The sequence below is a fragment of the Agrobacterium vitis genome, assembly GCF_013426735.1.
Taxonomy (GTDB): Bacteria; Pseudomonadota; Alphaproteobacteria; order Rhizobiales; family Rhizobiaceae; genus Allorhizobium; species Allorhizobium vitis_D.
Genome location: NZ_AP023272.1, coordinates 666,154 through 685,952 on the forward strand (window position 1 = coordinate 666,154; position 19,799 = coordinate 685,952).

The 19,799-nt window shown below is 57.9% G+C and carries 13 protein-coding genes; 7 read left to right on the forward strand and 6 right to left on the reverse strand.

Features of this window, described 5'->3' with window-relative positions:
- Positions 1 to 17 precede the first annotated feature (17 nt).
- From fdhD to H1Y61_RS03030, 3 genes are all read left to right on the forward strand, one after another.
- Complete coding sequence (fdhD, locus tag H1Y61_RS03020; protein ID WP_409363966.1) at positions 18 to 833, forward strand: formate dehydrogenase accessory sulfurtransferase FdhD; 816 nt, start codon at positions 18 to 20, stop codon at positions 831 to 833.
- Positions 823 to 1,095: a formate dehydrogenase subunit delta gene (locus H1Y61_RS03025; protein ID WP_180573677.1), complete on the forward strand. Its 273-nt coding sequence runs from the start codon at positions 823 to 825 to the stop codon at positions 1,093 to 1,095. The genes fdhD and H1Y61_RS03025 overlap by 11 nt, the downstream gene beginning before the upstream one ends.
- Before the next feature lie 280 nt (positions 1,096 to 1,375).
- Positions 1,376 to 3,034 carry an OFA family MFS transporter gene (locus H1Y61_RS03030; RefSeq protein WP_180573678.1) on the forward strand — a complete coding sequence of 553 codons (1,659 nt, stop codon included), beginning with the start codon at positions 1,376 to 1,378 and terminating at the stop codon, positions 3,032 to 3,034.
- A gap of 128 nt (positions 3,035 to 3,162) precedes the next feature.
- Here the strand turns inward: H1Y61_RS03030 and H1Y61_RS03035 are convergent, their stop codons facing one another.
- The 5 genes from H1Y61_RS03035 to H1Y61_RS03055 all read right to left on the reverse strand — a co-directional run bounded on the left by H1Y61_RS03035 (position 3,163) and on the right by H1Y61_RS03055 (position 12,799).
- Positions 3,163 to 3,642 carry a chemotaxis protein CheW gene (locus tag H1Y61_RS03035; RefSeq protein WP_075615806.1) on the reverse strand — a complete coding sequence of 160 codons (480 nt, stop codon included), beginning with the start codon at positions 3,640 to 3,642 and terminating at the stop codon, positions 3,163 to 3,165.
- A 113-nt stretch (positions 3,643 to 3,755) separates the two neighbouring features.
- Positions 3,756 to 5,435, reverse strand: a complete 1,680-nt coding sequence (locus tag H1Y61_RS03040; protein WP_235680817.1) for a methyl-accepting chemotaxis protein — start codon at positions 5,433 to 5,435, stop codon at positions 3,756 to 3,758.
- A 716-nt stretch (positions 5,436 to 6,151) separates the two neighbouring features.
- On the reverse strand, positions 6,152 to 10,366 hold the full coding sequence (locus H1Y61_RS03045) for a translocation/assembly module TamB domain-containing protein (protein ID WP_180573680.1): 4,215 nt from the start codon (positions 10,364 to 10,366) through the stop codon (positions 6,152 to 6,154).
- Between the two features lie 43 nt (positions 10,367 to 10,409).
- Entirely contained in the window at positions 10,410 to 12,359 is a 1,950-nt protein-coding gene (locus H1Y61_RS03050) for an autotransporter assembly complex protein TamA (protein ID WP_457915826.1), read from the reverse strand.
- Between the two features lie 176 nt (positions 12,360 to 12,535).
- Entirely contained in the window at positions 12,536 to 12,799 is a 264-nt protein-coding gene (locus H1Y61_RS03055; RefSeq protein ID WP_015917366.1) for a glycine zipper domain-containing protein, read from the reverse strand.
- A 688-nt stretch (positions 12,800 to 13,487) separates the two neighbouring features.
- On the opposite strand from H1Y61_RS03055, the gene hemA reads away from it, so the two are divergent.
- Both hemA and H1Y61_RS03065 read left to right on the forward strand, forming a co-directional pair.
- Entirely contained in the window at positions 13,488 to 14,702 is a 1,215-nt protein-coding gene (gene hemA / locus H1Y61_RS03060) for a 5-aminolevulinate synthase (RefSeq protein ID WP_180573682.1), read from the forward strand.
- Positions 14,703 to 14,826: 124 nt separating this feature from the next.
- Complete coding sequence (locus H1Y61_RS03065; protein ID WP_180573683.1) at positions 14,827 to 16,056, forward strand: serine hydrolase domain-containing protein; 1,230 nt, start codon at positions 14,827 to 14,829, stop codon at positions 16,054 to 16,056.
- A 66-nt stretch (positions 16,057 to 16,122) separates the two neighbouring features.
- Here H1Y61_RS03065 and dxr read toward each other — a convergent pair whose 3' ends face one another.
- Positions 16,123 to 17,316, reverse strand: coding sequence for a 1-deoxy-D-xylulose-5-phosphate reductoisomerase (gene dxr / locus H1Y61_RS03070; RefSeq protein ID WP_180573684.1), 1,194 nt, complete (start codon positions 17,314 to 17,316; stop codon positions 16,123 to 16,125).
- Between the two features lie 130 nt (positions 17,317 to 17,446).
- Between dxr and H1Y61_RS03075 the strand changes: the two genes are divergently transcribed.
- Together H1Y61_RS03075 and H1Y61_RS03080 are read left to right on the forward strand one after the other, a co-directional pair.
- Positions 17,447 to 17,740: a hypothetical protein gene (locus H1Y61_RS03075; protein ID WP_180573685.1), complete on the forward strand. Its 294-nt coding sequence runs from the start codon at positions 17,447 to 17,449 to the stop codon at positions 17,738 to 17,740.
- 373 nt (positions 17,741 to 18,113) lie between these two features.
- A complete protein-coding gene (locus H1Y61_RS03080; RefSeq protein WP_409363967.1) occupies positions 18,114 to 19,697 on the forward strand; it encodes a globin-coupled sensor protein in 1,584 nt (527 codons plus the stop codon).
- The last annotated feature ends 102 nt before the right edge of the window (positions 19,698 to 19,799 follow it).

The window sequence follows — 19,799 nt, forward strand, 5'->3', positions numbered from 1 at the left end:
TTGCCGTCATGACGGAGATGAAAACCACCTGTCTCGTGCCGCAGGTGCAGCATCGCCAGGGGATGACCAAGGAGGCCCACCGGATCGTGCCGGAGGAAGTGCCGGTCGCCTTTTCCTATGGCGGCTCTACCCATGCAGTGATGATGGCGACGCCCGCCGATCTCGAGGATTTTGCACTGGGCTTTTCGCTGGCCGAGGGCATTATTACCCGTCTGGATGAGGTTCTCGATATTGAACCGGTCGAGGCAGGAAGTGGCATCGATGTGCAGGTGACGCTGCTCGACACGACAGGGGAAGCCCTGACGACTCGCCGCCGTCGCATGGCGGGGCCGGTTGGCTGTGGTCTCTGCGGGATTGAGTCAATTGAACAGGCCAGCCGGGATGTTCCGATCGTCACCGGCGGAGTGGCGCTGACACCGGCGGATATCCGTGAGGCTGTCGATGCGCTCAGCCGGGCGCAGGCGCTCAACCGGCAAACCCATGCGGTGCATGGGGCTGGTTTCTTCATTCCCGGCGAAGGCCTGTTGGCGATCCGGGAAGATGTGGGGCGTCACAATGCGCTTGATAAATTGGTCGGTGCGGTGTTGAAGGCCGGACGCCGGGGCGAAGATGGGGTGGTGGTCGTCACCAGCCGGTTGTCGGTGGAGATGGTGCAGAAGGCGGCCATGCTGGGTGCGCCGATTCTATTGGCGATTTCCGCGCCAACCGCTCTTGCCATCCGCACCGCGCAGGCGGCGGGCATGACCCTGATCGGCATTGCCCGTGGCGATGATTTTGAAGTGTTTACCCGTCCTGACCGCATAATATCCGGGGTTTCCGCCGATGTCGCATGACCATATTGCTGAAAAACTGATCCGCATGGCAAATCAGATCGCCCAGTTCTTCAGCACGCAGCCGGAGCATGAGCGGGTGCAAGGTGTGGCGACCCATATCAACAAGTTCTGGGAACCGCGCATGCGCCGTCAGTTTTTCGATATGATTGATGCAGGTCGGGACGGATTTGACCCGCTGGTGATCGAGGCCGCGAAACTCATCAAACGTCCGGTGGATAATAGTGCCGAGGCCTTTGGCATGGCGGGGCAGGGGACAGTCTGAGTGCCGTTCGAGTGGACAAAGACCTCGGATGCTGCGCCAAATATTGTAAAGATTTGAACAGGTTGATTAGGGCCATATCTGGCCTTTCGACAGACGCGCTATGTGTGACGACGGCGGTTGCGCTGTCCGCTACAGATAGTGATGGGAATAGACAAGCCAACCAGTGCCGTGATGCATTCACTTTGTTCATGCCATAATGCGCTGGTTTTTTGTTTGAGCAACGACTTCTCCAAATGCGGCTGGGGCCTCCATTTGGATAGAAGCACGAGGAGGGATATTTATGGCAGTTACGAATGCGCCGGGGACAGCGCTGTCATCATCGGCCGGTTTGCTTGATCGGGAACGGATCATCGCCAAACCGGGTTTCAATCGTTGGTTGGTGCCGCCTGCAGCACTTGCTATTCATCTGTGCATCGGCATGGCCTATGGTTTTAGCGTGTTCTGGCTGCCGCTTAGCAAGGCATTGGGCGCCGCTGCACCTGCAAGCTGCGCTGGTCTGTCGCTTGTCGGCGCGCTGTTCACCACCGAGTGCAATTGGCGCGTTGCCGACCTCGGCTGGATCTACACATTGTTCTTCGTGCTGCTCGGCTGTTCCGCAGCGCTTTGGGGTGGGTGGCTGGAGCGGGTTGGCCCGCGCCGTGCCGGTTTCGTTTCGGCCTGCTGCTGGTGCGGCGGCATTCTGGTCGCGGCGCTGGGCGTTTTCACCCATCAACTGTGGCTGATGTGGATCGGCGCGGGCGTGATCGGCGGCATCGGGCTTGGCCTCGGCTATATTTCTCCGGTTTCGACGCTGATCAAATGGTTTCCCGACCGGCGCGGCATGGCGACCGGCATGGCAATCATGGGTTTCGGCGGCGGGGCGATGATCGGTGCGCCGCTCGCCAATCTGCTGATGGGCGTGTTCCGGTCCGATGCCGGGCCGGGCGTCTGGCAGACGTTCGTGGTCATGGCCGCTATCTATTTTGTCTTCATGATGGGCGGCGCTTTCGGTTACCGCATTCCGCCAGCAGGCTGGCGTCCAGAAGGTTGGACCCCGCCTGTTGCCAAGAGCAGCATGATTACCCATCGCCACGTGCATCTGCGCGATGCCCACAAAACCCCGCAATTCTGGCTGATCTGGGCTGTGCTCTGCCTGAATGTTTCGGCGGGTATCGGGGTGATCGGCATGGCCTCGCCGATGCTTCAGGAAATTTTCGCCGGCTCGCTGATCGGCCTGCCGGACCTGACATTCTCGCAACTGGATACCGCGCAAAAGGCGCAGATCGCCGCCATCGCTGCCGGATTTACCGGATTGTTGTCGCTGTTCAACATTGGCGGGCGGTTTTTCTGGGCGTCGATGTCGGACAAGATCGGGCGCAAGAACACGTATTACTGCTTTTTCCTGCTCGGCATTCTGCTGTATGCGCTGGCACCGACTTTGGCGGGCCTGGGCTCCAAGGCGCTGTTCGTTCTGGCCTTTGGCGTCATTCTGTCGATGTATGGCGGCGGTTTTGCCACTATTCCGGCCTATCTCGCCGATATCTTCGGAACGCAATTCGTTGGCGCCATTCATGGCCGGTTGCTGACCGCCTGGGCGACGGCGGGCATCGTTGGCCCTGTCGTGGTCAATTATATCCGCGAAGCCCAGATTGCTGCCGGGATTTCCCCCGGTCCCGCACTTTACACCGGCACGATGTATATCCTGGCTGGGATGTTGGCGCTCGGCCTTGTCGCCAATGCCTTGATCCGTCCATTGCCGGAGAAATGGTTCATGTCGGATGACGAGGTTGCCGCCCTTCAGGCGAAGACCGCTGCCGCCAGTGCTGGCCCGACCGGCTCGTTCGGCATTGGCAAGGGCGGTTTCGACGCCAAGGCGGCGCTCGCCTGGGCCGTTGTCGGCATTCCCTTGCTCTGGGGCGTCTGGGTTACTCTGCGCAGCACGCTTGTGCTGTTTGGCTGACCGATCTGGCAATGCCGTCCTGCTTAAGAGCAGGGCGGCATTTTCGATCCAACCTGGTATGGACAAAAAGCACCGTAACAAAAAAGCGGCCCGGTGAGGCCGCTTTCTATACTGTCTTTTTTGAATGATCAGGCGGCCAGGTCTTCCAGGTCGCTGCCTTTGAACATCTTGGAAAGGTTCAGGAAGCAGATCATGCCGTTTTCATTGGCGATGATGCCTTCGGAAAACGTCTTGTCGAAAGAGGCCGAAACTTCAGGCACCGGCTGAACCTGGCTGGATGGAATGGTCAGGATGTCGGACACCCGGTCCACCAGCATGCCGATGACCATATTGTGCACTTCAGCGACGACAATGGCGGAGCGCTCATTGGCAACCGTGCTCTTCATGCCGAGCTTGTAGGCAAGATCGATGATCGGAATGACCGAACCGCGCAGGTTCATCACGCCGATCACATCGGCCGGTGCATGCGGAATGGGCGTGGACGGCGCCCAACCGCGGATTTCCCGGATTGTGGTGGTCTTGACGCAGAACTCCTGATCATGCAGGCGAAACGCGATGATTTCGAGGTTTTCACCGCCGAAGCTGGTAGGGGTAATAGGTGTTGCCATGATATCCGTCCCGCCTGTCTTTCGCCCTCCGCTCCCTGTAACCAGGTTACCCGCCGGGGCTGTATTGCGATCATTAGTCCGATGTTGGTCCATGCGATGCGTAGCGATTGCCGCTAAGCCGCATATTTGTCATGGCTCATCCTAGCGGAAGAATGTTTCTCAAATCTAAATTGTTCGAGCAGGTTGCGCAGGTTTTCGGTTTGTTGGGCAAGGCCATGGCTCGCCGCCGAGCTTTCTTCCACCATGGCGGCATTCTGCTGGGTATTCTGGTCCATGGTGTTGACGGCCTTGTTGATTTCCGCAAGGCCTGTTGCCTGTTCCCGAGACGCTTCGACAATGGCGCCGATATTACGGTTGACCTCCTGTACTTCCACCAGGATCGTCGTCAGCGCCTTGCCGGTTTCACCCACTAGCGACACGCCGGTTTCGACCTGGCTGGTCGAGGTGGTGATCAGAAGTTTGATTTCCTTGGCGGCCTTGGCAGAGCGTTGCGCCAGTTCGCGTACTTCCTGGGCAACGACGGCAAAACCCTTGCCGGCCTCGCCCGCGCGGGCGGCTTCAACTCCGGCATTCAGCGCCAGAAGGTTGGTCTGGAAGGCGATATCATCAATCACGCCGATGATGTTTGAAATCTCATTGGAGGAGTGTTCAATCTGGCCCATGGCGTCAATGGCGTTGCGAACCACCTGGCTGGAGGCTTCGGCCTGGGCCTTGGTGCGAGCAACGAGATTGGCGGCTTCGGCGGCCCGTTTTGCGCTGTCGGTGACCGTCTGGGTTACTTCCTCAAGGGCTGCGGCGGTTTCCTCTACAGAGGCAGCCTGCTGCTCGGTGCGGCGGGAAAGATCGTCAGAAGCGGATTTGATCTGGTTGGTTCCAGCGGCGATTGCATTGGCGTTCATGGCCACGGTTCGCATCGCGGTTGTCAGTTTTTCCATGGCATTGTTCAGGTCCATCCGGATTTGGTCGAGGCCTGACACAAAAGGCCGCTCCAGCGACACTGTCAGGTCGCCATCCGAAAGAGCCTGCAAAGCGTGTCCGATTTCCTGCACACACCGCACCCGGTCAGTGACATCGGTGGCGAATTTCACCACCTTGATCACCTTGCCGTCGGCATCGAAGATCGGGTTATAGGAGGCTTGAATCCATGCCACTTTACCGCCCTTGCCGATGCGCTTGAACTCTTCTGCGATGAACTCGCCATTGCTGAGTTTTTCCCAGAACAGTTTATAGTCTCGGCTCGCGGTATAGGAGGGTTCGCAGAACATCGAATGATGCTTGCCCTGGATTTCCGCCAAGCTATATCCCAGCACGCTCAGGAAGTTTTCGTTGGCAGAAAGAATCTCTCCGGTCTTGGTAAATTCAATGACTGCCTGAGCGCGTGAGATCGCGGCCATCTTGCCTCGGTCTTCAAGGGTCTGCAACTGCGCGGCGGTGACATCGGTTGCGATCTTTACCACCTTGTAGGGCTTGCCCCTGGTATTGCAGACAGGATTGTAGGAGCCGTTGATCCAGACCTCCTGACCTGCCTTATTGATCCGCTTGAAGGTGGCCGTTTCGGATTGTCCGCCTGACAGCTTTTGCCAGAAGGCCTTATATTGCGCAGAGGACACATAGGAAGGATCACAAAACAGCGCGTGCTTGCGCCCTTTGAGCTCTTCAGGCCGATATCCCATCAACCGACAGAACACATCGTTGGCGGTGATAATCGTGCCTTCGAGATCGAACTCAATGACGGCCTGAGATTTTGCAAGCGCCGACAGAATGTTTTCTGCATCTGAACCGAAACCCAGCATCGTTCTTCCTCTGTGTCCTGTAGCACGCGTATCCTGTTGGGGCATTCCCTGATGACGCCGTGGTGCTTGTAGTCGTGGTGTTTGTATTTCTCGAACCATACCAAAGGCTTGAAGATGTGAATCGCATCCTCACCTTGGGAAATTGAACGTTGAAGACGAACGTCACTTTCAATGACTGTTCGTATAATTCTTCAGTGAGATCGATTTTTTAGATCCAGGAGCCTATGCATAAAGCCAACTGTGTTGGCTCGTGCGACGTCAAGTGCGGAGCGCATTCTCACATCCTTTGTTGTGTGATCAACGACCTTGCCTTAAGCCCTATAGTCATACAGGTATTTTGTTAAGAAATAGCTATTCAAGCATCCTTTGAAATGTATCGATAGCTCCCGTCTTTCCAAGGACGTTAAGGACACCGGAGGTCGGGGCTTATCAAGCTGAATTCTACCGACAATCCGCTGTACAATTCCTTAAATCCTCGCCGGATTTAAAGAGAAAAGGATTCGGAGCATGAAAAAATATTGAGTTGGGATTTATGCGGGTGATAAAGCGCTGGTGATGCACGGTTTTTTTTTCATAATTCCTTGATCTCAGCTTGATTTAAGAAATTACGCAGGAAATTTAAGGTGTTATGCATCATAGACTTATAAATTACGAGGCTGTAGAGCGAGTGGATCGCGCCTTGACACCTGTCGCAGACGTTGAGTGTCTAACAAACTCTAGTATTCTTTCTCATAGAACACACCGCCGCCGCTCGATCCACTGGCGCCAGCTTCGCCTTTCAGCTTGAAGCCACGGCCGACATCCAGGTTGATCACGGCCTTGCTGCCGGTGCTGCCCTGCTGGAATTCGAGATAGGTTTTGTCGTTCAGATATTTTCCGGCGCTGAACTGGGTATTGCCCTTGGAATCGGTGCTGATGTCGAGATCATCGACGCCAACGGCGCTGCGAAGACTGTTGAACAACGATGTCGAATTGCCACCGCCCAACTGACCGACGGCATCCGCCAATTGAGCAATTTGCAGCGGCGACAGTTTCGCCATTGACTGGCCGAAAATAAGCTGGGCCAGAACCTCGTCCTGCGGCAGGGCGGGGGCGGATGAAAAGCTGATATCCGGGTCGGTCGCCACGCCGGATACCTTGGCTGTCAGCGTCGTGCTGCCTGATGTGCTGGTAGCCTCGAAGTCAACGACTGGGATAAGGCCACCGCTAAAGGTAATTTTGCCTGAGCTGAAATCCAGCCGCTTGGTGAGAATGACCATCCGGCCCCGACGCATGGTGAAGCCACCCGAGACTTGCGGTGCTGCGATACTGCCCTTGATGGTCACGGTGCCGTTCAGTTCGGCGTCGATTCCGCGTCCGCGCACGAAGATTTGCGAGGGAGCCGCGATTTGCAGATCGAGCAGAATCGGGGAGCTACTGCCATCCCCCGTTTTCTCTGGATTGAGAATTGCCGTTTGGCGGCGCACGTCGGCCGGAGCGTTCTTGTGCTTGATGTCGAGCTGGGCAATCGATCCCGGCAGCCGGGACGGAATGGTGATCGAGGTCTTGTCCAGTGTCAGCTTGCCGGACAGGGTCGGTCCATCCATCAAGGGGCCTTTCAACCCCATGCTGCCGTTGACGGTCGCGGTAACCAAGGTACCATCGATGTAGATGGCGTTCTCGAGCTTGATTGTCAGGTCGCTGGGTAATCCCTGACCTTTCAGGTCGATCGTGCCGGTCGCCGACACCCTGCCTCCGGCGGAAATCCTGCCGGTTGCGGAGTTTAACCGGGCCTGATCGCCGGTCAAGGCAATGTCCACGGCCAATTGCTCAAGAGCGATATTGTGTTTCACATCAATCAGCCGGGCCTTGGCCGTGCTGATGGTGCCGGATAAAGCCGGGGAGGACAGGGTGCCGCCAATGCGAATATCGCCATTGGCATTGCCTTCCGCCGTCAATCCTTGCTTGGTCAACAGGCCCTGCAAGGCGCTGAGCGGCAGATTGGCCTTGAATGCCATATTGATGGGCTTGTCGCCTGCTAGCGTCAGCGAGCCGCCGCCCGTAACATTCAGGCCGCCGCCACCGGTCACGCGGCTGTCCACAGACAGGCGGTTTTCGGCAAAGGTGCCGGACGCTGTAATCGCCAGAGGTGGCAGGCCAGCGGACTGCATCTGCGCGACGCTGGCATCGTCGAGGCGCAGGTCATAAGCGATCTTCGGCGCGGATGTGCTGCCGGTGGCGGTGATCTTGCCGGATAGTGTGCCGGTCGCGCCCAGATTGGCCGAAAATGTATTGGCAAGCGAGGCGGGGAGCGCGTTGATCTGCGCTGTCATATCCAGAGCCGCGCCTGCCTTGCCAGCGACCGTGATTGTGCCGCTGCCGGCCTTGATGGTCAGCGTGTCGATTGTCGCCGTGCCATTTTCCACGGTGATATCAGTGGGCCGGGCGAGCGTTACGGCGATGCCGCGTGGGCTGACGGCAAAATCCTGAAGGGCAATGCCGATGCTATTGCCATCCTGCTGCACCAGTGCTTTCCCGGTCAAAGGTGCATTGCCATATCGTCCTGAAAGGTCGATATCGGTGCGGGTTCCTCTCCGGTCGAATTGAAGCGCCAACTGTTCCACAAGGGCAGAGCCGGCGGAGATCCGGTCCGCCTTGACCATGCCCTGCAAGGCCAGCGATTGGAGGTCGTTGGTGGTGACATCGACCGACGGCTGCGCGATTGTTGTCGTACCCTGGCGAATGGCGGTGCCCTCGGCCTTGATCCGGGCAGCAATCTTGCCATTGGCCTCGTCCAGTCTGATGGAGCCTTTCAGATCGCCCGATGCTGTCTGTCCGCCAAGGGCTGCCAGCAGGCCGAGATCGGGAAAGTCAAAATCGACAGAACCGCTGGGAAGCAGCGCACGGGAAAAGGTCAAGGCGCCGTTCAAGCGGTTGTCACCCACCGTCAAGCTCAGATCCGGCAGGCCGATGACGCCGTCTTTGGAGGTGAGGTTGAGATTGGAGCGCACTGGCTTGCCATCCAGCGCGCCTTGCGCGGTCAGTGTCGCGGAGGGGGCGCCGCGTGTCAGGTCGGCTTTCGCCACCATGGAAAAGCCAGTGAGGGCGCGGCCAGCAAGCTTTGCGGCCTCGATGGTGAACGTGCCATTGGTCTGCAAGGCATTGAGGGGACCATTGGCCTCAAGCTCGAACGCGGCCTTGCCCGATGCATTGGCCTGCAAGATGCTGAGATCGGTGATCATCCCCGAGAGGGTGGTGGCGAGTTGCTGCCTTGCAAAAGACAGTTTGCCCGAAGCGTTCAGCAGCCGTGTTTCCAGCGCAAACCCGGGAATGACAATTCCATCGGTTGCGGAATAGCGTGCCTCGCCGGAAAGCTTCACCATATTGGTTTGCTCGGTGCCACCAGGCGTTCCCAGCAGCTTGTCCGTCACGGCTTGTGGAAGCGCTTCAGGCCGCGCAAAAAGTGTATATTGTGCCTCCACGGCCTTGCTGGCGATGGTATAGGCAGCCGTCACGCTGCCGCCAAGCGCCGGGCTTTCGATGGTGAGCGGTTGGGCGGCAATCTGCTGAGGGCTGACCGTAATCGGTGCCTTGAGGGTAAGGGGTGCTTTTACGGCGCGCGCCAACGTCGGGTCCGTCAGTTGCGCCTGCTGCACGGTCAGCATGGTATCGATGCTGCCGGAACGGGTGGCCAGGTTGAAAGCGGGCGCGCTTGCTTTAAGGGCGATATCGCCAAACGTGCCCTGCGGCAGTGTCAGGCTCTCCAGCGCCGCGGTAGTTTCAAGTTTTGCCGCTTCGGCTGCCCCGGTCAGGCTGAATGTCATGCCGGAGACTTGGGCGGCGAGGGTGCCATCGTCCAGCGGCCAGCGGATCGCGGCAGGGCCATTCTTGCCGGTCAGTGTAGCGTGAAGGGAATTTTCGCCTTTCGGCGTATAGGTGCCGCTGGCGGCAAGCGACAGGCTGCCGGTCTCGACGCTACCTTTTTCCACGCTCAAGGCACCGTCATCGGAAAGACGGGCGGCAATGTCGATCATGGTCTTGCCGGCAAAAAGGTCGCGGAGATTGGCGGGCATCAGGCTGTCGAAGGAACCGTCGCCATTGATGGTCACATGGCGACCGTCTGCGGCCAGTCTATGGGTTGCGGTGATGTCCAAACGCGGTGTGCCGTCGAGCGTTGCCGCCAGCGAGCCTTTCCAGTCGTTGATCGGACCGCCGCCCTTGACCGTGATCGCAAGCGCCGGATCATCTGGCAATTGCAGCAGGTTGGCGATGAGTCCGCCCTTTGGCTCCTGCAAGATAGCATCGACGTCCAGCCGGTTCTGCTGCGGCGCGTAGGCGAGTTGGGCCGACAGATTTGCCTGCGGCAGATCTGCACGGCTCACCGTCAGCTGCGAGGTGATGGCTTGCGGGTTTGCCTCACTGCCTCGTTCAGCCTCGACATTGCCGTTCAAAGTCAACCGGGCTGCGGTGCCGAGCAGCGGTTGTTCCAGCCGGATTTCCGGTACAGACACCCGCTCGACCCTGACATCCACCGGCAGGTTGAAACCGTTGCTGCTGGAGGTTTCTGTTGTGGTCTCCACGGTCGGCAAGGGCTTGCGGGCCAGGGTCACGGAGGCGGCCTTTATCTGCGAGGCCTCGAAACGGCGTGACATCAGTGCCAGCGGCGACCAGTCGATGGAGAGATCCTGAATTCGGCCATAAGGACCGTTCGCGTCGGAAACAGTAATTGTGTTTACCCGCAAATGTCCGTCCAGCAAGCCGCTGATCCCGTCCAGGGCGATGATCCGGTTTGGCTTCGACACCAGCGAGGCGACGAAATCGCCGATGAACCGGCTGCCGAATTGCGTTGTGCCGACCAGTGTCAGTGCCACGACCAGCATCGCGGCCAGCACCAGCAAACCATAGGCGAGAATGCGGCCAAGGCCTGAGAATAGGGTTTTGAGTGCGCTCACTGTCTGTTCCGACCTTCTTCTGTCCCGAACGGCTGCTTCTGCGTCAGAAACTTTGTCCAATACCGACATATATGCCGTATTTGTCGCCGTCGGGATAGGGATTGAGCGGTACGGCCACATCCAGACGGATCGGGCCGAACGGCGTCGCATAGCGCAGGCCGATTCCCGCGCCTGCCTTGATATCGGAGAAATCAGGCACATGCCCGCTGGACACGGTGCCCACATCAAAGAATGGCACCAAGCCGATCGTGTCGGTAATGCCGATCCGTGTTTCCAGCGAGGCGGTCATGTAGGAAAGCCCGCCGGTGGCGTCATCCGCGCTGTTTCTGGGCGAAATGCTTTGATAGCCATAGCCGCGCACTGAGCCACCGCCGCCAGCGAAGAACCGTCGCGTCGCCGGAATATCGGCAAGGCCGCCGGTGCCAAACAAGGTCCCTACCGCCAATTTGCCCGCCAGCACCACCCGGTCTTCCATGCCAAGTCCGTAATAGCCGGAAATCGACCCTTCGAAATTGGAGAACACAGTGCTACCGAGGAATTCATAGCTTGGCGCAGCGCTGAGCGTGGCGCGGTAGCCGGTGGTCGGGTTCATCTTGTTGTCGCGGGTATCGCGCACATAATCGAGAGGCACGGAAAAGGTCAGGTAATCGTTTCGGCCAAAGGCATCATCGATCCGGGCATATTCCAGCGCGGTGGCCGCCGAGACCGTGTCATAGTCAGTCAACTCATAGGAATAGCCGAGTTTGCCGGTGATGGTGTCAGCATCATAGGAATCGGTGCTGAGTGTTGCGGCCTTGATCGAGGCTTCCAGTGTGCCTGACGGCAGCAGAAAACCTGGCTTGGTAAAGGTGATCCCAGCGGAATAATCGAAATCCGTTGCATCGGTTTTCTCGCCGATGCCGCTGACCGTGCCTTCGATCCGCAGAGATTCTGCCTGGCCAAACAGGTTGCGGTGGCCCCAATAGCCCTGCAATCCCGCACCGTCTATGGTGTCATAGGTTGCCCCGGCCCCGAAATAGCGGAATTTGCCTTCCGAAACGGTGATATTGAGCGGAATGGCGCCCTGTGGGTTGAGTTTATCGGCTTGGGTGACGGTCACGCTGGAGAAGACGTTAAGCTTGCGCAAGCGGTCGGATGCCTTGCGCAGATCTTCCGGCGAATAGGGCTGACCGGCATTGAGCCTCGAGTATTTCTGCACGAAACCAGGATCGATGGCCTTGGTGCCGGAGACTGCAACCGGACCCAGGGGCGCGACTGGCCCGGCGGACACACCAATGGTCACATCCACCCGGTTACTTTGATGGTCCGCGACCACCTGCCGGTCGGAAATGCGGGCGAGAGGGCGGCTTTGCGCCTTCAGATCATCGGCCATCTTGTTAGCGGCCTTGATAATCGCCAGGGAACCGGCGGGCTTGCCCGCCACAAGATCATAGGCCGTTGGGTCAAGTTTTGCGGCATCGCCGGTCAGCGTCACCTTGCCGAGGGTAAACAGCGGGCCGGGTTCGACCTCTATTTTAACCGGCACGGGTTTCGTGTGGGGGAATTCGGGATTGGGGGGCAGGCTATCCAGGGGCGTGCCATTGACCGTCATGGTAATGACGCCGCCATAATAGGAGTGTTCGTAAAGTGTCGCCAGGAGCCGCTCCCTGTCCTCGCGGGCCTTGATGACCACGCCAAGATCGCCGGAGACCGGCTTGTCCTTCTCCTGTATCAGCTGTGAGCTTTTTTCCAGCGCGTCTTTCAGGTCGCCGGACGCATCTTTCTCATCGCGATTGCCGGACGCTTCTTTCGACTGGAAATCGACAGAATAACGAACGGGATCGACGACATCCGTTTTGCCTTCATCGCGGCCCCACAGTGTTATCCCGAAAATCTTGAAGGCATAGGCATCAACTGGAAACGACAAAGCCGCACCCACGACGACACATGCCAGAGCGGTGCCTGACTTCCGAAACGCTCTACTGACATTCGGCAATGTCACCCTACTCGGTATAAACAGTGTCTGAAGTCCTCAATCTGGCCAGAGCAAAACCATCCACACCCCTTGCTCCGAAATCGCTATTCCCATTTGCGATTATAGCCGAAACAGTTCCTCGGTGAACTCTTCCGGTAATGTATGGCCACCGCCGGATCGGGCCGAGAACGGCTGGATCCGGCGGTGGCTGGATATCAGTAGCCGCGTGGGCAGTTGTCAACGTAGCGACGACCGTAGCGGTCACGATAGTAGCACTGGCCCGGCTGTTCGTTGACGCGTCCGATGATGGCGCCTGCTACGCCGCCCACGGCAGCACCAACCGCCGCACCGCGGACATTGCCAGTGGCGACGCCGCCGATGATGGCACCCGATGCGGCGCCAATGCCGGCGCCCTTTTCGGTTTCCGTGCAACCGGCGACGGCCAAGCCTGCCAGAATGAGTATAATTGCCTTTTTCATGTCCATCTCCGTATTGGATTTATCCGGATACCCAGGTCTCGCCGATCGTACTTCATCCTGGCCAGATTTGGGTCTGCCGGCGCGTCCGCCCCTGCGCTGATATTTTGTTATGCAGCATTATTTGTCGTCTTTTGACGCATTTCCTGCCGATTGTTGTCCATTGCTGGAATCCCAACATTGCAAAAACATATAGCGAGAGCGGCGAATGTCCACCGCAAACGCTCTGTTTTTTAAGGTGTCTCTCAAAGAGATTGTCAGCATGGACGATTTTTTTCGCGATACGCGACTTATGGCAATGAACACTGAAGATAGTCGCACATATTCTGGTTGTGAATGCCATTAATTTGCAATTTGGCGCATAGCCGAGGAGGATGGTTGGTAACCCCTATTAAAGTTATTTTGTTTTAGTTTATTCTATAATAAATGTCTGCTGTGTTCAGGTTCACTCTTGCTGTGCGCGCCGTCAAGCTTGACACAGATCAAGTCTGTTTGGATCCGTATCGGCTACTGAATGAGCGTGCGGCCTGCGGCGATGGGAGAGATCGATCGTCGGGCAGCGATGGTGGCGGTGGTTATCGGACCCCGCATCAGCGCCGGTGCCTTTTGTCGCAGTTTAGAATCACTTTAAGGGGTTGACCGCTGCCCCGAACGATCTCAAAAGAGATCCAGGAAGATTGGAGCAGGCGCAATGGATTTTGAAGCGTTTTTCAAGAGCGAACTGGATGGCCTGCACGAAGAAGGCCGTTACCGGGTTTTTGCCGATCTTGAGCGCCAGCGCGGCAATTTTCCACGGGCTACCCGCTACACGGAAAACGGTCAGCATGACGTGACCGTCTGGTGTTCGAACGACTACCTGGGCATGGGCCAGAACGAACAGGTCGTCGAGGCGATGAAAAACGCTATCGATCACTGTGGCGCGGGTGCTGGAGGCACCCGCAATATTTCCGGCACCAATCACTATCATGTTCTGCTGGAGCAGGAACTGGCCGACTTGCATGGCAAGGAACAGGCGCTGATCTTCACGTCAGGCTATATTTCCAACTGGGCGACGCTCGGTACGCTGGGGCAGAAGATCCCCGGCCTGATTATTTTTTCCGATGCCCTGAACCATGCCTCGATGATTGAGGGCATCCGCTATGCGAAATGCGAACGGGTCATCTGGAAGCATAACGACGTCAAGGACCTGGAAGCCAAGCTGAAGGCGGCCGATCCCAGGGCGCCGAAGCTGATCGCTTTCGAGAGCGTCTATTCGATGGATGGCGATATCGCGCCGATCAGGAAAATCTGCGATCTGGCCGATCGCTACGGCGCCATGACCTATCTGGACGAAGTTCATGCGGTTGGCATGTATGGGCCGCGCGGCGGCGGTGTTGCCGAGCGTGAAGGCATCATGGACCGACTGACGATCATCGAAGGCACGCTTGGCAAGGCATTTGGGGTGATGGGCGGCTATATCACAGCTTCAACCGCCTTATGCGATTTCATCCGTTCATTTGCGTCAGGTTTTATTTTCACTACGGCTTTGCCACCGTCGCTGGCTGCCGGTGCGGTTGCCTCGATCCGGCATCTGAAATCCAGCCAGATTGAGCGCTTCGCTCATCAGGAACGGGTGCGTCGGCTGCGGTCGCTTCTGGATGCGCGCGGCATTCCTCATATGCCCAATCCCAGCCATATCGTGCCGGTCCTGGTTGGCGATGCTGCTAAATGCAAGTGGATCTCCGATATCCTGCTCGACAATTTCAATATTTATGTGCAGCCGATCAATTACCCCACGGTGCCGAAAAAAACCGAGCGCCTGCGCATCACGCCCACGCCGTTGCATAGCGATGCCGATGTCGATCATCTGGTCGGAGCCCTGCATCAGCTCTGGTCGAGATGTGCGCTGGCGCGGGCTGTCGCCTGATTTTTCCATTTCACTCTTGCGCAGGTTGTGCGGGTCATGGTCACATGGCCCGCATTTTGTTTTAGGGTTTGCCAGGGAAAAGTGGAATCCGGTTTTCCCTGACAAACTCTAGGGGAGGGATAGGATGTCGATTGTCGAGCGGGTCAACCGCGTGCTGGAAGAGGCTGTGTCAAGGGAGGCTCTCGTTGGGGCGGTGGTCATGGTGTTCAGGCACGGACAGCCCCTGCTGCGGCGGGCCATTGGCTATGCGGATCGGGAAGCGCGTATTCCGGTGCGGCTCGATACGATTTTTCGCTTCGCATCGGTCACAAAACCATTTGTCGCGGCCACGGCGCTTACTCTGATCGACAAGGGATTGCTGGGTCTTGACGATCTGGTGGCCGATTATCTTCCCTGGTTCCGTCCAAAGACGCCCGCCGGCACGTTTGCCGCCATCACGGTGCGTCATCTGCTCACCCATACATCGGGTCTGACCTATGATCCGGCGCTGCAAAGGCTGCCGCGTGAGCGGGCGATCAATCTCGGTCTTCTCGATACGGATTTGACGCTTGAGGAGAATTTCAGCCGCCATAATGCCATTCCGCTGGCTTTTGCCCCTGGCGAGCGTTGGGGCTATTCTATCTCGACGGATCTGCTGGGCGCAGTGGTTGCCAAGGTGCATGGCGAAAACAGCCTATCGGAGCAGAAAGAGACCACGGAAGCGACAAGCGCTCCTCCGCTCCCTGGAAGCGTTCCGTTCGAACGATTTTTCGGCTCCATCGAGAACAGATGCATTCTGGAGGCTTCGGTGGTCGAGCATGTCTGTGCGCCCTTGCGGCTGACGGATGCGCGGTTCCATGTTACGGATATGTCCCGATTGGCCTTACCCTACCGGGACGGCGAGACGCGGGCCGAGCGCATGGAAGACCAATGGCGGTCAACCGGTGTATCGGGCGAAGGACCGGCGTTTTCCCCCTCGCGGATTTTCAATCCACGTGCCTTTCAGTCCGGAGGCGGGGGGATGGCAGGCACTGCGCTGGATGTGCTGACGCTGCTCGAAACCATTCGTACTGGCGGTGGTGCACTGATGTCACCTGAGCTGGCGCAAATGTGTCTCTCCAACCAGATCGGCGATCTCCCCATGGGACTTCCCGGCAAGCGCTTCAGCTTTATCGGTGCTGTCATCACCAATTCCGCCGCAGCGGCAACGGCCCTGCCGCCGGGCGCGGTGCAATGGGGTGGTGTCTATGGCAATACGTGGTTCATCGTTCCCGAGGCCGGTTTGACCGTGGTCAGCTTGAGCAATACGGCATTGGAAGGCTGTGACGGTGCGTATGTCGAGCGCTTGCGTGCTGCGGTATGCGCGACTGGATAATTCCTGAAGCCGGAATCGGCTCAAGAAAAACTATACTGCAGATTTAAAGTGTTGCAGCATTCTGGATTATCGCGTGCGGCCTTGGTTCACGATGACCTCCTGGGCTCGGCGTCGTGCCTGCGCATCGGCGGCAAAGACATCGGCAATCACGGTCGCCGGTGCCAAGCCCGATAGATGGTCCATGACATCCTCGACCACATCGGCCATGGCAAGAAAACAGATCTTTTCCTCGACAAAAGCCTCAAAGGCACATTCTTCGGCGGCGTTCAGCACCGCGCCCTGCAAGCCGCCGCGCTCAAGCGCTGTACGGGCGAGACGGATGGCCGGAAAACGGTCCAGGTCCGGCGCTTCGAAATCCAGCCGCGCCAGCTTGGTAAAATCCAAGCGGTCCACATCCAGCGCCGCGCGTTTCGGATAGCTCAGCGCATAACCGATGGCGGTGCGCATATCCGGTACGCCAAGCTGGGCCAGCACGGAGCCGTCACTATAGCCCACCATCGAATGGACGATCGACTGAGGATGGACGATAACCTCGATCTGGTCGGGTGTCAGATCGAACAGGTGCTTGGCCTCGATCATCTCCAGCGCCTTGTTGAACATCGAGGCGCTGCCAATCGACACCTTCAGTCCCATGGACCAATTCGGATGGGCGCGGGCGGTTTGAACACTGACATCGGCCATCTGTTGGCGGGTGAAGGTACGAAACGGCCCCCCAGAAGCCGTCAGCACGATCCGCTCCAGCGTGTCACGGTGATTTTCGTCCAGGCATTGGAAAATTGCCGAATGCTCACTATCGACGGGGATAATTTTGCCGCCGCCCTTGCGCACCGTCTCGATGAACAATTCGCCAGCCGAAACGAGGCATTCCTTATTGGCGAGCGCGATATCGGCGCCGCGTGCAGCCGCAGTCAAGGTTGGCTGCAAACCGGCGGTTCCGACAATGGCGGCCATCACCCAGTCGGCCTCAAGGCATGCCGCTTCCTGTAGCCCGCTGCTGCCAGCTGCAACGTCGATACCGCTGCCCGACAACAGATCTTTCAAGGCAATATATTGATTTTCATCCGAGGTAACCGCCAGCCTTGCGCCTGTCACCAATGCCTGCTCCGCCAGAAGAGCGACATTGCCGTGCCCTGTCAGAGCCATGATGTCGAAGCGATCGCGTCCGCCCATTTGTCTGATCACGTCAAGCGTGTTGGTTCCGATAGAGCCGGTTGACCCCAGAATGGTGAGGCGGCGGGGCTGGGACGTGGCGGTATTCATAGATATATCCGGCAATTGCACCTGTTCCCCATGCGTCTACAGGGGAATGGGCAGGGCGGCAAGCTTCAAGCCGATGGCGCTCCCTGATGGACCATAGAAGGCCCCCCTTGAACGCTTCAGATGATTTGCTATGGCACAGGCATTCGACCAATCCTTAAAAGGATATGGACCAGGCATCTGGGAAATTTTCGAGTGGAAACGACAAAAACCAGCAGTTTTAATAGGTAAGACTGCTCTTCATGCGTGGGTTAAACGCATGGTAAGTCAGAATGTCGGCTTTGTCGCGACCGCCAACTTGCCTCGCTCATTCAGCGATACGACAATTATCGTGCTTGCTGCAATCAGCGCAGCCCCTATTCCTAGAACAATCATTGCTCACCTTTTCGACCGTCATGCCGCTTGGTGCCACATTAACACAACTTAACCTTGCTCCAAACTGGATTTCACGTTTACGCCTTCACAAATCGATTCAAATTTTAAGAATTTGGCAGTAAAGTTGAGCAGATAATAAACATTAACCTCCAATCAACGAATTAACCATAAAGATTGTAGGACACGGAGGAATGGGCGCGTTGCGCGTCCCACTCGGCATGATGCCAGTCCCACCGTACCGGTTCCGATCCGGTATCTCCAGTACAGAGCGGTTCTCCAGGTCATGCGGCGTATAGCGCATCCATGCGGACGATTTAACAGGTGATGGCGGTCAGTTCCTGGTTCGACAGGGCCGACCCCGCGGGGATTGGCAATTGGTTCAGCACGCTGAGGCAGAACGGACAGGTGGATCGCAGGCTGGCAGCTTGCGGGACCGGCTGAATTTTGCCGGCCTGGACCAGGATGCTTGCAGTCTTTTGCGCCGCCACCGGGTCGGGCTGGAACCTGAGGTGGAAACGGGTCTGCGCGCGTTTTTTCGCAAGCTGCAGACGGCACCCGATGCGGCCCGTCAGTTTACCGGCGAGCGGCAGATTGACCGCCTCCATGATCTCTATGTTTCCCATTGGGACGTGATGACCGATGCACGTTTCGATGCGCTCTATGCCGAGCGTGTCAAAGTGCTGGCTGATAGCCAGAGCCGGATGGGGCTTGATCCCCGTTGGCAAATTGCCGGCCATGCCGTTGTTCTGGAGGGCCTGGTCAGTTCCGTCTTCGCCGATCTTGCCAATCGCGGCTTCATGCCGTCCTCGCGCAAGCGGGCAGCCGAATTGCAGGCGCTGGTCAGCGCGCTCATTCGCCTGGTCATGGTGGATGTGGAGATTGCCGTTTCCCTGCGCTTCAACGAATTGCGCCTCAAGCATCATCGCGACATGGCTGATCTACGCCGCAAGGAGCGCGCCAGCGTCACGGATCTGTTCCAAGGCGCATTCACGGCGCTGTCGCAGGGCGATCTGTCCAGCCGGCTGAACAGTGATGTCCCCGAGGAATATCTGGATCTCGTGTCGAGTTTCAATGGCGCAATGGAGAGTATTTGCGCTGCGGTTTCCGTGATGGACGCTAGCCGCCGCACGGCGGAGGACGTCAGCGCTGCCCTTGGCGAGCAAGGATCCGCGCTAGGAGTGCGGGCCGATGAGGCCGCAGCAGGCCTTGATGCGGCAAGTGCCAGCCTGCGGCAGGTAACCGAAACAGTCAGCCATAACGCGGCGCAGTCGAAACTCACCGAGCAGGCTGTCGAGATGACCGTCAAGGCGGTCGAAGCGAGCGGCGAGGTGGTTGGTAAGGCCATCGCCGCCATGGCGGATATCGAAACTTCCGCTGAGCAGATTGGCCATATTATCGGCTCCATCGATGAAATTGCCTTCCAGACCAACCTTCTGGCTTTGAACGCCGGCATCGAGGCGGCTCGCGCCGGTGATTCCGGTCGTGGCTTTGCCGTCGTTGCCCAGGAAGTGCGGGCTTTGGCCCAGCGATCCGCCGACAGTGCGCGGGAAATCAAGGCCTTGGTTGCGGCCACCAAGCATCAGGTCGAGGCCGGGGTGGAGATGGTCAATCGGACCCAGGATGCGATTTCCAGCATCGTGACGCAGGTCGTCGATATCAATCGGTCGGTCTCGGTGATGGCTGGAGAAACGGCTAAGCAGGCCGCAGCCCTGGATAGCGTCGCGTGCGTGCTCGAAGCCCAGGGCGAAACATCGCGTGCAAGCGCACAGTTGTCACGCCAGGCAGCGGATGACAGTGCCGATCTGCATACGGTGATCGTCGAGCTTGGCAAGACCGTGCGGCAATTCACCCTTGAACGCACGCCCTATCGGGGCAACCAGACCAATCCGTCGAACGGTTATCCGGTGCCATCAGCACAACCAGCAGAGCTGCCGATGGCGGCTTTTTCCGAGGACTTCGGGGGGCACGATTTTTTAGTGCCGATTCGGGCAGGAGGCCTTTCGATGTGAGCGGTTTATTTACCTACCTCTTATACAACGGAGGAAGGTTCGGGATGAAAACAGCTTTTCGTGCCGGAGAAGCGCTTAGGTTTTGAGCTCTCATACCCTTAT